This is a genomic window from Polaribacter marinaquae, from assembly GCF_038019025.1.
Taxonomy (GTDB): Bacteria; Bacteroidota; Bacteroidia; order Flavobacteriales; family Flavobacteriaceae; genus Polaribacter; species Polaribacter marinaquae.
Genome location: NZ_CP150496.1, coordinates 1,664,756 through 1,679,926, shown reverse-complemented (window position 1 = coordinate 1,679,926; position 15,171 = coordinate 1,664,756). Strand labels below are relative to the sequence as shown.

Below are 15,171 nucleotides of genomic sequence, written 5' to 3'. Positions count from 1 at the left end.
AAATTAGAATTATGAATTATATAGATTACATAATTATTGTAGTTTACCTCTTAGGGTTTTTAGGAATAGGTTACTTTTTTAAAGAAAACAAAAACTCTAAAGATTACTTTTTAGGCGGGCAATCTATGGGTTGGTTTCCATTGAGTTTATCAACCATGGCAACTCAACTTTCTGCGATTAGTTTTATTTCTGCACCTGCTTTTGTGGGTTTAAAAGAAGGTGGTGGTTTACAATGGTTAACCTACGAATTTGGTGTGCCTTTAGCAATGGCTTTTTTGTTAATTGCAATAATTCCTACGTTATATAATTCTGGTATTGTAAGTGTTTACGAGTATTTAGAAAAGCGTTTTGACGCTTCATCTCGATTGTTAATCAGTTTTGTTTTTCAAATTAGTAGATCTGTTGCAACAGGAGTAATGGTGTACACAATGGCTTTAATTTTACAAGCAACTGTGGGTATCGACTTTTGGATTTCAGTATTAATCATCGGAATTATTACAATGATTTATTCTTTTCAAGGTGGTATGAAAGCTGTTATTTGGGGAGATGTAATACAAATGTGTATTCTCTTTTTTGGTATTGTTGTATGTTTAATTTATGGTATTAGCGAACTTGGCGGTTTCGAAAACTTTTTAACTAATGTAGATCAAGAAAGATTAACAGCTGTAGATTTTTCTAAATGGGGTTTTAATAATGCTGATAAAAATGATGAGTTTGGTTTTTGGCCAATGGTAATTGGAGGTTTCTTTTTATACGCTTCTTATTATGGTACAGACCAAACACAATCGCAAAGACTATTATCTGCTAAAGGAATGCCAACCATTAAAAAATTGTTATTAGCCAATGGTTTATTGCGTTTTCCAATAACACTAACTTATTGTATTATGGGTTTGGTTTTAGGAACTTTATTATTGCAAGATGCAAGTTTTCAATCTTTAATGGATAGTGTTTATCAAACAAATATTGGAAGTTTAGAAGGTAAAAAGGCAGATTTAATGGTGCCTGTTTTTATCATTAAATATTTGCCAAATGGAATTATTGGAATTTTAATTGTGGCTATAATGTCTGCAGCAATGTCATCATTAAGTTCTACAGTAAATTCTTTATCTGCAGTTTCTTTAGAAGATTTTATCAAAAGATTTAAACCTAATATGTCAGATAAACAATACGTGTCATATTCAAGGTTGTTATCCGTTTTTTGGGGACTAGTTTGTTTGTTTTTTGCCTTTTTTGCAGGAAGTATAGAAGGTACAGTTATAGAGGTGATTAATAAAATAAGTTCTATTTTTTATGGGCCAATTTTAGCTGCTTTTATCTTGGCAATTTTAACCAAAAGAACTCACGCTTTAGGTGCCAACATTGGTATAATTGCAGGTGTTGCATTTAACATGTATTTATGGTTATATGTACCAAATGTATTTTGGTTTTGGTGGAATGCAATTGGCTGTTTTGTAACTATGTTTGTAGCTTATACGGTGAGTTTGATCATAAAAAGAGAAGCTAGAGAAGGTTTAGAAGTTGTTTTTTATAAAGGAGGTAAAAAAGAAGTAGCGCTTTTATTGTGTTATTTTATAGTTATTGCAATTTTAGCAATGTCTTTAGTAAAAATTTTAAGTTAAAACATTCTGTTTTGAAAATTGTTATAGCACCAGATAAATTTAAAAACTCGCTTACAGGTTTAGAATTTTGCGAAATTGTAGAAAAAGAAATTCTAACAAAAAATTCTAACATAGAGGTTGTAAAACTTCCGCTTGCAGATGGTGGTGATGGCACAATCGAGGTTGTTAATTTCTATTTACAAGGAAAAGTAGTTGAGGTTACGGTAAACAATCCTTTTTTTAAACCGGTTAAAGCTTCGTATTTATATTCAGAAAATTCTAAAACTGCATTTATAGAAATGGCAGAAGCTTCTGGCGTTAAATTATTAGATAAAACTGAATTCGATTGTTTAAATGCCACCACTTTTGGTACTGGAGAAATGATTGCTGATGCCATAAATAAAGGAGCAAAAACAATTATTTTAGGCATTGGAGGTAGTGCAACTAACGATTGTGGAATAGGAATGGCTGCTGCTTTAGGGTATAAATTTTTAGATGAAAATAATAATGTAGTAAAGCCAATTGGAGCCAATTTATCTAAAATTAAATCGATAAATGCTTCAGCAATTCATAAAGAAATAAGCAATGTAAACTTTAAAATTGCTTGCGATGTAACCAATCCTTTACATGGAAAAAACGGAGCTGCTTATGTGTATGGAGCTCAAAAAGGAGCATCAGAAAATGATATTATTTTACTAAATAAAGGGTTAGAAGATTTTGCTGAAATTTTAAAGGATGTTTTTATAATCGATGTTCAGTCTGTAAAAGGTGCTGGAGCAGCTGGTGGAATGGGAATTGCTTCTAAATTATTTTTAAACGGATCTTTAGAGCCTGGGATTCAGTTGATAAAAAATCTTGCTAATTTTGATGAGAAAATTAAAAATGCAGATTGGATTATTACTGGTGAAGGTAAATTAGATAACCAAACTTTGTCTGGTAAAACTATACAAGGAGTCTTAGAATCTGCTAAAATTCAAAATATAAAAGTTGCTTCCTTTTGTGGGAAAATTGAACTTTCAAAAAACGAATTAAAAGAAATTGGAATTGTTTACGGAAAAGACATAATTAGCAATTCTAAAAATTTAGATGACGCTATGAATAATAGTTCAACATATTTAAAAATTTTAGCTAAAAATTTTGTAAAACTTCTAGATTAAGACCATTCCTCTTTTATAGAAATCCATTCTTTTTGAGATTTCATTATCGGCTTTTGATGTGTTTCGCCTGTTTTTAAGCAAGAAAATATAAGAAAGATTAATTCTAAGTCTTCTTTATTTGAAAGCAATACACTACTAATGTTTTTTTCTTTTGAGGAGAAAAAAGATTCGTCTATTTCTGCAATTTTAACTCCGTTTTTAAAAATAGATTTTTTGTCAAAATAGTGAATTTTAACCTCAAAATTAGAGTCGTTTAATTGAAGTTTAAAAATTGAATTTTGCTTATTACCAGAAATCAAAACTAGTTTTTTCCCTTTTTTAGTTTCAATTTCATAAGAAATTCGCCATTTCCAGAATTTAAATTTCTTGGTAATTTTATAAATAATTTCTTCTTCTGTATTGTAAATTTCTGCGGTTGTTTTACCAAATTCTAAAAACCAACTAGAAAAAAATGCAAACTCATCTTCAGTATTATAAATCTGTAAATTATTTGTGGCATGACTAATTTTATAAACAAGTTTATCCATATTAATTATTAGAGTTTATAAAGTTTACCATTTTATCAGGAAAATCGGTGAAAGCGCCGTCTATATTTGCTTCATAAATTAAGGTTTGCATCATTTCTTCGAATGTAGAAAATTCATCTAAAGCATCTGCTCTAAATGTATAAGGATGCACTTTTAAATCTAATTTATGTGCATCAGAAACTAAAGAAGTAAACAGCCATTTACCATTAACTTTTTTATCTAAAATTTGTTTGTACCAAGGCCCAATTCCGTCGGCATAACTTGCAAAATGATTTAACTGCTTAGTTTCTTCGGTAAACTCTATCAATTGCACCAAAAACAATTCAGACTTTAAATCTTTTCTAATTCGTTCTAATTCTTTGGCGTCAAAACATTGTAAAATACAATTGTCTTTTTTTGTTGTGTAGCCATAATCAGTAAGAACTTTTAAAACAATTTCTGTTAGTTTTTTGCCTTCATTTTTATGAAATTCAGGAGCTTTAATTTCTGGATAAATTCCGATATTACTGCCAGTAGAAGCATTTAAACCTTGTATCAATTCTATTTCTTGTTGCAAAGAATGTAATTTAAAGTTACCTGTTTTGGTAGGAAATCTGTCTTTATAAACTTGCTTACCAGTTTTTGGGTTAAAACGCTCGTAAACATTAAGAGTTTGCAATTCATCAAAAGTAAAATCTATTACATAAAACCTATTATCTTGTCTTTTTCTATGAGGAAACTTTATTGCAACATCTGTAACATCATCCAAATAAATATCATGAATAACAACAGGAACATCGTCTTTACTAAGTACTAAATCTTGCTCTATAAAATTTGGTTTCATTGCGTAAGCCATGGCTTTAGACTCTAGCGTATGTTCTGGCAAATAACCAGAAGCGCCTCTGTGAGCAATCACAATTTTGTTATTCATTTTAAATTTATTTTTGTTTGAAGTGCAAGAAATAAGTAATAAACCAAGTAAAAATACTAAAATCGATTTCATTTTTAATAAAATTAGAAATTAAAGATAGAACTTTTGTAATTTTGCAACATGAAATTAGCGTTAAAAATAATGTTTGTTATCTTTTTAGTTTGGATGGCATTAGGAGCATATTTAATTAATACAGAACACGAAAAAGCCCAAGTTGTAATGGGGTTAGGCGTTTTGTACTTGTCTTTTATATTTATGCCAATATTTATTTATTTTAGATATAAAGATGGAAAATACAAAAAGTATATTATTAATGATGAAAAACTAAGAAGTGCCTTTAAAAATGTAGGTAAAGAGTAGTTAGTCGTCTTTTTTCTTAAGAAAAGCATATACCGGAAAATGATCTGAAAATCCGCCTTGATACCAAGGACCAATATAAGTTCTAAACGGGCTACCTTTTAATTTTCCTTTAAAAATCTTTAACCATTCTTTATTAAATACTTCTGCGTGTTTAAAGTAAAGTTTTCCTTCTTTCTTTTCTGTAAAATTTTTAGAAAATATAATCTGATCGAATAAATTCCACTTACCATCATAGGTTAAAGAACCCAGCTTTTCTCTGTCTAAAATAGTTTCCATCGGATTTATAAAATCATCAGAAACCAAGGTTTTTACACTTTTACTTGTTGGGTCGTCATTAAAATCTCCCATTACAATTATTTTTGCATCGTAATGTTTGTCTTTAATGTCTTTTATAATATTTCTAGCAGTAATTGCTGCGGTAACTCTTTTGTGTTCTGTTTCTGTTGCACCTTCTCTTCTAGAAGACCAATGGTTTACAATTATATGTACAAGTTCGCCATGTAAATTACCGCTAACTTTTAAAATATCTCTTGTATAATCTCTTTCGCCTTCGTCATCTTCTAGAAAAACTGGGAATGTTTCTGATTTTAAAAATTCAAAAACTCTTTTATTGTATAACAAGGCAACATCAATACCCCTTTCGTCAGGAGAATCATAATGTGCAAAACCATAATGATGCTTTTTTAAGTTAGAAGAATTTATTAAATCTCTAACCACCTTAGCGTTTTCTACTTCTACCAAACCAACAATTGCAGGCGGATATTTAGATTTGTTTAAGCCTAGTTGAGATATTACAGAGCCTAATTTTTTAATTTTTATTTTATATCTTTTGTATGTCCATTTTCTTTTTCCATCACTTGTGTAATCATCATCAAAAGTTTTAGGATTGTCTTCTGTATCAAACAGATTTTCTACATTGTAAAAACCAATTGTTGTAATTTTTTTACTTTGTTTAGAAGACTTAATCGAAGGAAACATATAAATATTTTAATGGTAAAAGTAACAAAATAATCTACAGACTTTACATTAAATTAACTAGTGATTTTATCGAATTAAAATCTAAAAGCTATTTGTATTGTAGTATTGATATCAAACTGTGGTTTTTAGTGATAACTCACTTTAAATTTTAATTTTTTTAATAAAATATAAGCAATATTTCTTAAGTGTTAAAACAGGTGTAATTAACTGATTACTAACTTAAAAAAGTTGTTTTTATAACATTTTATTTTGATTTTTTTCGAACTCTTAAACTAATTTTACAGTGCAAGTTAGCAACACAAAAAAAAGAAATTTTAAAAAATTAATCATGAAAAAATTAGCAATTGTATTTTTAGTAGCAGTATTGGCAAGTGTATCTACGTTTTCTAACAACAATGACGACGTGAAAGAAATCGATTTAAAATTAAGAAAAAAAATTATCGAATTATTAGGAAACTATAAAGGAAATCTAGACTCAAACATAAAAACTACTGTAGACTTTATCATAAACAAAAAAGGAGAGATAATTGTTGTATCTGTAGATTCTAAAAAACCGAATGTAGCTTCTTTCATAAAAAATAGATTAAACTACCAAATAGCATCTATAGAAAAATTAGAAATTTTAAAAACATATAGAGTGCCTGTAAAATTTTTAAAACAAAACTAAATTAACAAAAATTAAAGGGTTTCTTAATGTAAAGAATACATAGTTCTTTTATTATTAAGCTACTTTTGTTGCGCAGAAAACGTTGTAAACTTTCTGTTTTGAATTTGAATTAGTAATATAAACCTTAGCTTTTGCTAAGGTTTTTTTTGGCCTAAAAGACAAGAATTGTTTGTATTTTTGCATTCTATGATAGACGCAAAAGAAGCAATTTCAGAAAAAGCAGTTTTAATTGGTGTAATTACGCAGCAACAAAACGAAACACAATCTGATGAATATTTAGATGAACTAGAGTTTTTAACACAAACTGCCGGCGGTGTTGTTGTTAAACGCTTTGTACAGAAAATGGAAAGACCAAATCCGAAAACTTTTTTAGGAGCTGGTAAGCTAGAAGATGTTAAAGATTTTATACATGCCAATGCAATTGGTACAGCTATTTTTGATGATGAATTATCGCCTGCACAATTAAGAAATATCGAAAAAATTCTTGATTGTAAAATTTTAGATAGAACCAATTTAATATTAGATATTTTTGCGCAAAGAGCACAAACTAGTTCTGCAAAAACACAAGTAGAACTTGCCCAAAGCGAATATTTGTTACCTCGTTTAACAAGACTTTGGACACACCTTGATAAACAAAAAGGTGGTATTGGAATGCGTGGACCTGGTGAAACAGAAATTGAAACAGATAGACGTATAATTCGTGATAAAATATCCGTATTAAAAAAACGTCTAAAAACAATAGACAAGCAAATGGCGATTCAAAGAAAGAATCGTGGTAAGATGGTAAGAGTTGCTTTAGTAGGTTATACCAATGTTGGTAAATCTACACTTATGAACGTGATTAGTAAAAGTGATGTTTTTGCAGAAAATAAATTATTTGCAACTTTAGATACAACAGTTCGAAAAGTGGTTATAAAAAACATTCCTTTTTTAATGACAGATACTGTTGGGTTTATTAGAAAATTGCCAACACAATTGGTAGAATCTTTTAAATCTACTTTAGATGAGGTTAGAGAAGCAGACTTGCTATTGCATGTTGTAGATATTTCGCATCCTAATTTTGAAGATCATATTGCATCTGTTAATACAATTTTAGATGATATTAAATGTGCAGATAAACCTACCTTAATGGTGTTTAATAAGATTGATGCTTACGAGCATGAAACAATTGATGCAGATGATTTAGAAACAGAAAAAGGCAAAGAGCATTATACTTTACAAGACTGGAAAAAAACTTGGATGAACGATAAAGAAGTAGAATCAATATTTATTTCTGCTCTAAATAAAGAAAATTTAGATGATTTTAAAGACAAAACGTACGAAGAAGTAAAGAAAATACATATTCAGCGTTTTCCTTATAACGACTTTTTATATTACGAATATAAAGAGGAAGAATAAAAAAAATCCTACTGCGAAGTATTGCAGTAGGATTTTTTTTATGTTTTCATTTTAAAGATTATTCTTTTGAATCATCTTCTTTTATAATACCCATTCTTTTTGCTCTGTTTTCCCAAGATTTTCTTGCTAAAGCTTGTAAATCTGCAACAGAATCACTTTCGTCCATAATTTCTAAACCAAGTAAAGTTTCTATCACATCTTCTTGAGAAACAAGACCGCTAACAGAACCATATTCATCTACCACAAGTGCAATGTGTTCTTTCTCTTTGATTAGTTTGTCAAACAAATCTGGTATAGATAATTCTCTTTCTGTAACAACAATATCTCTTTTAATGGTAGCTAAAGTTTCTTCACCTTTACCATTAATAATTGCTTCCAATAAATTATCTTTTAAAAAGTAACCTGTTATTGCATCTGGGTTTTCAGAAAATACAGGAATTCTAGAAAATCTTAATTTTTTATGATCGTTATAAAAAGAACTTATTGTTTGAGTTTCGTCTGCGGTTTCTATTACAGATCTCGGTGTCATTACATCGTTTACTTTAATTTCTTTAAAACCAAGTAAGTTTCTAATAACTTTACTTTCATTTTTCTGAAAAACACCTTCTTTTTCTGCCATGTCTGCCATTACTAAAAAGCTTTCTCTACTTAAAATACTTCCATGACCTTTGCCACCAATTAACTTTGTTGTTAATTGTAAAATCCATAATATTCCTGTCCATTTCAACGGAAAAATCATTATGTTTAAAGCTTTAGCTGTAAAATTAGCAAGTTGTTTCCAGTAAGTAGCTCCAATGGTTTTAGGTATAATTTCTGATGCGACTAGAATTAAAATTGTCATTATAGTAGAAACTAAACCAACCATTACATCTTCTGTAATTTTAATGCCAAATACTGTTTTTACATCTGTACCATACATTTCTGCGTAAGCAACTTTTGCTTGCACACCTACTAAAATTGCACCAACCGTATGTGCAATGGTGTTAATAGTTAAAATAGCAATTAAAGGTTTATCAACATCCTTTTTAAAAGTTTCTAATTGTGTAGCATATTGTTCACCTTCACTTTTTTTAAGATTGATAAAAGTCGGTGTAATACTTAACAATACAGCTTCTAAAATAGAGCATAAAAAAGAAAAGAAAATAGAAATTGTTGCAAAAATTATTAATAAAGTCATGTATTATTTATTTGAGATGCTAATTTACACAAAATAAAAAAACCTCAAGAATTTCTTCTTGAGGTTTCTTTTAAAATATTGTTTTCTATTTAGAAAGCATAGCTCATACCAACTAAATAATAAGATTGTAATTTGTTGTCTACAGTAGAAAAAGTTTCTGCAGGATTGTCAATTAATGCATTGTTTAATGCTTCTTGTTTGTTTTTACGTAAACCTAATTCTAAACCAACTCCAATTCCTTTCCAAACAGTGTAACCAAAAGAGTTTGTCCATGTCCAGTTAGATAAGTCTGAAGTTTTATAGCTTTGAAAAACAGATAAATTAGACTTTACACTTAATTTACCATATTTTTTAGAGTAATCTGCAACAATTTTAGCACCTAAAGAAGATTCGAAAACTGTTTCACCACTACTAAATACAAAGTTGTAGTTTCCTGGGTGCATAACAACTACCAAGTTACTTGTTGGCGTCCAAGTAAGACCAGCACCAAAATCTAAATAACCAGGATCGTTAAAATTATCTATAATTGTAGTTCTGTATTCTGCAAGTGCAGATAAAGCCCATTTTTTATTTAATCTTTTACCGTATAAAGAAGAGATTGTAAATACATCTGTAGCAGTATCAAAACCTTCGTCTCCGGCAACACCTTTTTCATCTAACTTAACCCAACCTAAGTTAATTGCAGCAGAGTTTCTCCAGAAAAAGTCTTCTTCAATTAAATTAGCAAAACCATTTACAGTTACACCAATATTACCTGCAGATGCAGTAGGAGCTGTTCTAGCGTACCAGTTGTTAAAACCAGATAAACTTGCACCTATAGTACCAAAAGCACCTTTTCTCCAACCAGGTAAAGCATCAATTTTTGCTTGTATCGCATTAACTTCTCCTTGTAATTTAGCAATTTGAGCTTTTTTAGGAGCTTGTTCTTTCTTTAATTCTTCTGCTGTTTGTGCGCTTGCAGAAAAGCTAATAAATACCAATAAAATTAAGATTGATAATTTTTTCATGTTGACTATTTTTAAATTTAAGCGTGCAAAAGTACACTTTTATTCTTTTAGACAATAAAAATATTAATAAGTCACTTTTTCGTGGAAGCTATAATTCATGCCTAAACCAAAAAGCTGTCTAAATTGAATTTTACTTGATGAGTTATCATCAATAATTGTATGAAAAGTCATGTGCATTTTAATATGTTTGTTTACAGTAAAACGCAAATTTGTTTGATAATCTAAATCGACATTACCAACATTTGCAAGATAATCTGTATACATTGTTAAGATGTTTTCCATTTCAATGTTTTTCATCAAGGCAAATTTATAGTAACCAGAAAGGTTAAAACCTAGTCCAAAAGCAAGAGTTTTACCTTCGTCTACACCAAATTTACCAGAATCTTTTGTGAAAAACTCGTTTACAAATGTATATCTGGCTGTAGCTGGTGCAATGTTTAAATTTAAATCATCAGATTTTTTCCATAACATTCCTGGTCCAAAAGTTAAATAAGCAGGAGATAAAAACTCTGACACTAGTAATTTAGGCTCTTTTGAATAATCGAACCCTTTGGTATATTGTGTTTTAAAATTGGCAATAAAAGAAAGAAACCAATAAGTTGTTGTTTTTATACCTAATAAAGAATTTAGTTCAAATCGATCGTTTGTTTTTCTGTAGCCTTTTTCGCTGATATGACTTAAACCGTAACCAGATAATAATCGAGTATCCCAGTTTACATTATTTTTCTTATAATTAAAATCGTAATTTATATTGATATTTCCTGCAACCGTGTTTTGACCACCAGAAGCCCAATTAGAAAAAGAAGATTGATTAAAAACAAAGGCAAGTCTACCGTTTACTTTCCATTTTGGCTTTGGTAAAGTGTCTAGTTTCTTCTTTTGAGAATAAGAATTACTTGCTATAAAAATAAATAAAAGAAGGGTTGCTAGTCTTCTCATTATAAGTGTTTTTAATGTTAATTTTTTTTGATTTATAAATGTGTAAATTTATTTTTTCGATTTATATAAAGGTACTGTAGAACAAGCTTCGCCAAACATAATAGATTTGGCTATAGGTTGTAGTTTTGCAATTAAAAAAGCAAATGCAGAATCTGGTATTGGTTTTTCTGCACAACCTTTAACTATTACAGGGCAATCTGTATAATCTCTAAGATCGACAAAATTTAAAAGTTCTTGGTATAAAACAGTTTCTAATAATTCTAAATTACCAATAACAACTTTGTTGGCATATGGTGTAGCTTCTGCAGCAATTAGCATAAAAGCCCAAGAAGGTATAATTGCATCTACAGAGCAATTAACAGCTACAAAACAGTTTTTGTATTGAGACCAATCATGATTTTTTACTGCATTTCTAAAATCTTTTTCTTTCAAAATTATTTCTTCAAATAGCCAATCTTTAATATCAAATGAGACTCTTTTTCCTTCAGGATAAATCTCTTCTAGGTCAAAGGTTTTTAACTTGCTATTTGCTACTCTATTTATAATTTCTTCAGCCATTTATAATTTTACTTTATTGTTTAAAATAAATAAAAACTTAAGTTGTATTAACAGAAAAAGCAATTATTAATAATTGCTTTTTCTGTTAAATTTATATGTATTTAAAGCATTCCTAACTCTAGTTTTGCTTCTTCGCTCATCATTTCTTGTGTCCAAGTTGGGTCGAACGTAATTTCTACTTCGCAGTTATTTAATTCTTTTAAAGACTTAACTTTATCTTCAATTTCTACTGGTAAACTCTCTGCAACTGGGCAATTCGGAGACGTTAAAGTCATTAAAATTTTTGCATTATTTTCATCAGAAACAAAAACATCATAAATTAAACCAAGCTCATAAATGTCTACAGGTATTTCTGGATCGTAAATTGTTTTTAAAACACCTACAATTTTATCTCCAATTTCTTCTAATTCTTTATCTGTCATTATATAATTTCTTAATTCTGTAATTTAGTTTGTTGCGCAATTGCGTACAATTTTATTTGTTTGACCATAGACACCAAACCGTTTGCTCGCGTAGGGCTTAAATGTTCTTTTAAACCTATTTGATCTATAAAAGTGGTTTCTGCAGTTAAAATATCTGCCGGTTTTTGTTCCGAGAATACCCTCAATAATAATGCCACAATTCCTTTAGTTAAAATAGCATCACTATCTGCAGTAAACTTAATTTTATCTGCATCTAATTCAGAATATAACCAAACTTTAGATTGGCATCCTTTAATTAAATTTTCGTCTAATTTATGTGTATCTTCAATTATAGGCAAAGATTTACCAAGCTCTATTATGTATTCGTAACGATCCATCCAATCATCAAACATAGAAAACTCATCAATAATTTCTTCTTGTATTTCTTTGATAGTCATTTTTAAAACTTATTTTTGCGCTTTCAAAAAGCGTTTTATTGTAAAAAGCAAAATTACGCATAAATTATAAGAAATGAGTAAATTATTAGCAGTTGGTACAGTAGCTTTTGATGCTATTGAGACACCTTTTGGTAAAACAGATAAGATTTTAGGAGGCTCTGGAACTTTTGTAGGTTTAGCAGCATCTCAATTTGGAGTAGAAACAGGTGTTGTATCTGTTGTTGGTGGAGATTTTCCTGATTCTTATTTAGAAATGATGAATTCTAAAGGAATTAATACAGATGGTATTGAAGTAGATAAAGAAGGTAAAACTTTTTTCTGGAGTGGTAAATATCACAACGATATGAATTCTAGAGATACTTTAGTAACAGAATTAAATGTATTAGAAACGTTTACACCAGTTGTACCAGATTCTTTTAAAGATGCAGGTATTGTAATGTTGGGTAATTTACACCCGTTAACGCAAGCTTCTGTTTTAGATCAAATGACAGAAAAACCAAAACTAATAGTTTTAGATACTATGAATTTTTGGATGGATATTGCTTTAGATGATTTACATACTGTTTTAAAAAGAGTAGATGTAATTACAATTAATGATGAAGAAGCCCGCCAATTATCTGGTGAATATTCTTTGGTAAATGCTGCTAAGAAAATCCACGCAATGGGACCTAAATATGTAGTAATTAAAAAAGGAGAACACGGAGCTTTATTATTTAATGAAGGAAAAATGTTTTTTGCACCTGCATTACCATTAGCAGAAGTTTTTGACCCTACTGGTGCCGGAGATACATTTGCAGGAGGTTTCTGCGGATATCTAGCAAAAACAGAAGATATATCTTTTGAAAACATGAAGAACGCGATAATTTACGGTTCTAACTTAGCTTCTTTCTGTGTAGAGAAATTTGGTACAGAGCGCATGCAAGAGCTAACAACAGATGAAGTTAAAACGCGCTTACAAGCTTTTAAAGACTTAACACAATTTGATATAAAATTATCTTAATGTAAATCCGCGGTTTAAACTGCGGATTTTTTTTTGATATAATTGCAACAATAACAACACAATACAACTAAAAATATTATAAAAATGAGTGATGCTATTAAACATGAATGTGGAATTGCACTTGTTAGATTAAAAAAACCATTACAGTTTTACAAAGATAAATACGGTACTGCTTTTTACGGAATTAATAAAATGTATTTATTAATGGAAAAGCAGCATAATCGTGGTCAAGATGGTGCAGGTTTTGCAAGTGTAAAATTTAATGTAGAACCTGGTACTAGATATATTAGCAGAGTTCGTTCTAACAAATCGCAACCAATACAAGATGTTTTTGGGCAAATTAACGATCGCTTAAATGGTGTTTTAGAACAAAACCCAGATAAGAAAGATGATGTAGCATGGCAAGAAGAAAACATGCCTTACATTGGTAACTTATTTTTAGGTCATGTTCGTTATGGTACATTTGGTAAAAACAGTATCGAAAGTGTGCATCCGTTTTTACGTCAAAGTAATTGGAAACATCAAAACTTAATTGTTGCAGGTAACTTTAACATGACTAATTCTAAACATTTATTAGAAGAGTTAATAGAGTTGGGGCAACATCCAAAAGAATTTACAGATACAGTAACTGTCATGGAGAAAATTGGTCATTTCTTAGAAGATGAAGTGGCTAAATTATATCAGAAAGCAAAAAAGAAAGGTTTTAATAAAAAGAATGCTTCGCCTTATATCGAAGAAAATTTAAGCATAAAAAAAGTTTTAAAAAGATCTTCTAAAAACTGGGATGGTGGTTATGCAATGGCAGGATTAGTTGGTCACGGAGATGCTTTTGTTTTAAGAGATCCAAACGGAATAAGACCTACATATTTCTTCGAAGATGAAGAGGTTGTAGTTGTAGCATCAGAAAGACCCGTAATTCAGACAGTATTTAATATCGAAATTGATAAAGTACAAGAATTAGAAAGAGGGCATGCTTTAATTATTAAGAAAAATGGTAAAACAGCTATTAAACAAGTTTTAGAACCAAGAGAAAACAAAGCTTGTTCTTTCGAGCGTATTTATTTTTCTAGAGGAAGTGATGCATCAATCTATGAAGAAAGAAAAAACTTAGGTAAATTAGTGTTTCCTAAAATATTAAAATCGATAGATAGCGATATTTCTAACACTGTTTTTTCTTACATACCAAATACGGCAGAAACTTCTTTCTACGGAATGACGGAAGCTGCAGAAGATTTACTTAATCAGCAAAAAACACAAAAAATCTTAGCAGGTGGTACTAAGTTATCTGCTCAAAAAGTAACAGAGATTTTATCTGAAAGAGCTCGTTTTGAAAAAATAGCTATTAAAGATGCAAAGTTAAGAACATTTATTGCTGATGATAGTTCTAGAGATGACCTTGTAGAACATGTTTATGATATTACTTATGGTGTTGTAAAACCTACAGACAATCTTGTAATTATAGACGATAGTATTGTAAGAGGAACAACTTTAAAGAAAAGTATTATTAAAATATTAGATAGACTTAGCCCTAAGAAGATAGTAGTTGTTTCATCTGCGCCTCAAATACGCTACCCAGATTGTTATGGTATAGATATGGCCAGAATTGATGCTTTTATTGCGTTTAAAGCTGCGATAGAATTATTAAAAGATACAAATCAAGAAGGTATTATAGGTGAAGTTTATAAAAAATCTAAAGAGCAACAATCTAAGGCAGATGAAGAAATTGTAAATTATGTAAAAGAAATTTACGCACCATTTACAACAGAAGAAATATCAGCAAAAATTGCTCAAATGCTAAAAACAAAAGATGTTAAGGCAGATGTAGAGGTAATTTATCAAACTGTAGAGAACTTGCATAAGGCTTGCCCTAATAACTTAGGAGATTGGTATTTTACCGGAGATTATCCCACACCTGGTGGTCATAGAGTTGTAAATGAGGCTTTTATTAATTACTATGAAGGAAACGATAAAAGAGCTTATTAATTGTAAAATCAAAATAAAATCCTTATTTTAGTGAGATAAACATTATCAATATT

16 protein-coding genes are annotated in these 15,171 nt (G+C 29.7%); 7 read left to right on the top strand and 9 right to left on the bottom strand.

What is annotated here, in order from left to right:
* The first annotated feature begins 11 nt into the window (after positions 1–11).
* Both WG950_RS07655 and WG950_RS07650 read left to right on the top strand, forming a co-directional pair.
* Positions 12–1,619: a sodium:solute symporter gene (locus WG950_RS07655; RefSeq protein WP_340931418.1), complete on the top strand. Its 1,608-nt coding sequence runs from the start codon at positions 12–14 to the stop codon at positions 1,617–1,619.
* A gap of 11 nt (positions 1,620–1,630) precedes the next feature.
* Positions 1,631–2,755 carry a glycerate kinase gene (locus WG950_RS07650; RefSeq protein ID WP_340931416.1) on the top strand — a complete coding sequence of 375 codons (1,125 nt, stop codon included), beginning with the start codon at positions 1,631–1,633 and terminating at the stop codon, positions 2,753–2,755.
* Here the strand turns inward: WG950_RS07650 and WG950_RS07645 are convergent.
* Both WG950_RS07645 and glpQ read right to left on the bottom strand, forming a co-directional pair.
* Entirely contained in the window at positions 2,752–3,282 is a 531-nt protein-coding gene (locus tag WG950_RS07645; RefSeq protein ID WP_340931413.1) for a tubby C-terminal domain-like protein, read from the bottom strand. The two genes, WG950_RS07650 and WG950_RS07645, sit on opposite strands and share 4 nt — an antisense overlap.
* 1 nt (position 3,283) lies before the next feature.
* Positions 3,284–4,264 (bottom strand): glycerophosphodiester phosphodiesterase, encoded by a 981-nt coding sequence (gene glpQ, locus WG950_RS07640; protein WP_340931411.1) that lies wholly within the window; start codon positions 4,262–4,264, stop codon positions 3,284–3,286.
* A 48-nt stretch (positions 4,265–4,312) separates the two neighbouring features.
* Between glpQ and WG950_RS07635 the strand changes: the two genes are divergently transcribed.
* The gene (locus tag WG950_RS07635; RefSeq protein WP_079738028.1) at positions 4,313–4,552 is read left to right on the top strand and encodes a hypothetical protein; all 240 of its coding nucleotides are present in this window, start codon (positions 4,313–4,315) and stop codon (positions 4,550–4,552) included.
* Here the strand turns inward: WG950_RS07635 and WG950_RS07630 are convergent, their stop codons facing one another.
* Positions 4,553–5,530, bottom strand: coding sequence for an endonuclease (locus WG950_RS07630; RefSeq protein ID WP_340931410.1), 978 nt, complete (start codon positions 5,528–5,530; stop codon positions 4,553–4,555).
* A gap of 328 nt (positions 5,531–5,858) precedes the next feature.
* On the opposite strand from WG950_RS07630, the gene WG950_RS07625 reads away from it, so the two are divergent.
* Both WG950_RS07625 and hflX read left to right on the top strand, forming a co-directional pair.
* Positions 5,859–6,197, top strand: a complete 339-nt coding sequence (locus WG950_RS07625) for a hypothetical protein (RefSeq protein WP_340931409.1) — start codon at positions 5,859–5,861, stop codon at positions 6,195–6,197.
* Positions 6,198–6,383: 186 nt separating this feature from the next.
* Positions 6,384–7,595 carry a GTPase HflX gene (hflX, locus tag WG950_RS07620; protein WP_340931407.1) on the top strand — a complete coding sequence of 404 codons (1,212 nt, stop codon included), beginning with the start codon at positions 6,384–6,386 and terminating at the stop codon, positions 7,593–7,595.
* A gap of 58 nt (positions 7,596–7,653) precedes the next feature.
* Here the strand turns inward: hflX and WG950_RS07615 are convergent, their stop codons facing one another.
* The 6 genes from WG950_RS07615 to WG950_RS07590 form a co-directional block, all read right to left on the bottom strand.
* Positions 7,654–8,772, bottom strand: coding sequence for a CNNM domain-containing protein (locus tag WG950_RS07615; protein WP_079738032.1), 1,119 nt, complete (start codon positions 8,770–8,772; stop codon positions 7,654–7,656).
* 89 nt (positions 8,773–8,861) lie between these two features.
* Positions 8,862–9,779 carry a DUF3078 domain-containing protein gene (locus tag WG950_RS07610; protein ID WP_077810976.1) on the bottom strand — a complete coding sequence of 306 codons (918 nt, stop codon included), beginning with the start codon at positions 9,777–9,779 and terminating at the stop codon, positions 8,862–8,864.
* Between the two features lie 63 nt (positions 9,780–9,842).
* Positions 9,843–10,718 carry a DUF3078 domain-containing protein gene (locus WG950_RS07605; RefSeq protein ID WP_079738033.1) on the bottom strand — a complete coding sequence of 292 codons (876 nt, stop codon included), beginning with the start codon at positions 10,716–10,718 and terminating at the stop codon, positions 9,843–9,845.
* A 48-nt stretch (positions 10,719–10,766) separates the two neighbouring features.
* Complete coding sequence (locus WG950_RS07600) at positions 10,767–11,276, bottom strand: DUF2480 family protein (protein WP_340931403.1); 510 nt, start codon at positions 11,274–11,276, stop codon at positions 10,767–10,769.
* A 101-nt stretch (positions 11,277–11,377) separates the two neighbouring features.
* On the bottom strand, positions 11,378–11,698 hold the full coding sequence (locus WG950_RS07595) for a DUF59 domain-containing protein (protein ID WP_077810979.1): 321 nt from the start codon (positions 11,696–11,698) through the stop codon (positions 11,378–11,380).
* A gap of 11 nt (positions 11,699–11,709) precedes the next feature.
* Entirely contained in the window at positions 11,710–12,135 is a 426-nt protein-coding gene (locus tag WG950_RS07590; protein ID WP_077810980.1) for a SufE family protein, read from the bottom strand.
* Between the two features lie 73 nt (positions 12,136–12,208).
* Here WG950_RS07590 and WG950_RS07585 point away from each other — a divergent pair, with 73 nt between their 5' ends.
* Both WG950_RS07585 and WG950_RS07580 read left to right on the top strand, forming a co-directional pair.
* Positions 12,209–13,135, top strand: coding sequence for a PfkB family carbohydrate kinase (locus tag WG950_RS07585; protein WP_077810981.1), 927 nt, complete (start codon positions 12,209–12,211; stop codon positions 13,133–13,135).
* Positions 13,136–13,219: 84 nt separating this feature from the next.
* Complete coding sequence (locus tag WG950_RS07580) at positions 13,220–15,118, top strand: amidophosphoribosyltransferase (RefSeq protein ID WP_340931399.1); 1,899 nt, start codon at positions 13,220–13,222, stop codon at positions 15,116–15,118.
* Positions 15,119–15,171 lie beyond the last annotated feature (53 nt).